General features: G+C 54.4%; 1 protein-coding gene. It reads left to right on the top strand.

Features of this window, described 5'->3' with window-relative positions; all coding sequences use genetic code 11:
* The coding region (locus tag B0D78_RS12490; RefSeq protein ID WP_143521887.1) for a cell division protein SepF at positions 1 to 206 on the top strand (206 nt) is incomplete at both ends.

Here is a 206-nt window from a genome sequence, read left to right as displayed (position 1 = left end):
CTGATCAAGACCCACACCGTCGTTCTCAACCTCGAGAACACCAACAAGGACATGGCGCGCCGTATCATCGACTTCTTATCCGGCGTTGCTTACGCGAACCGCGGAAAGATCAAGAAGGTAGCTACCTCTACCTTTATCATCATTCCCAACAACGTTGACCTCACCGGCGACGACCTGCTCGACGAGCTCGAGCACAGCGGCGTTTA

Source organism: Pyramidobacter sp. C12-8, from assembly GCF_002007215.1.
Taxonomy (GTDB): Bacteria; Synergistota; Synergistia; order Synergistales; family Dethiosulfovibrionaceae; genus Pyramidobacter.
This window is presented reverse-complemented; position numbering and strand designations above follow the sequence as displayed.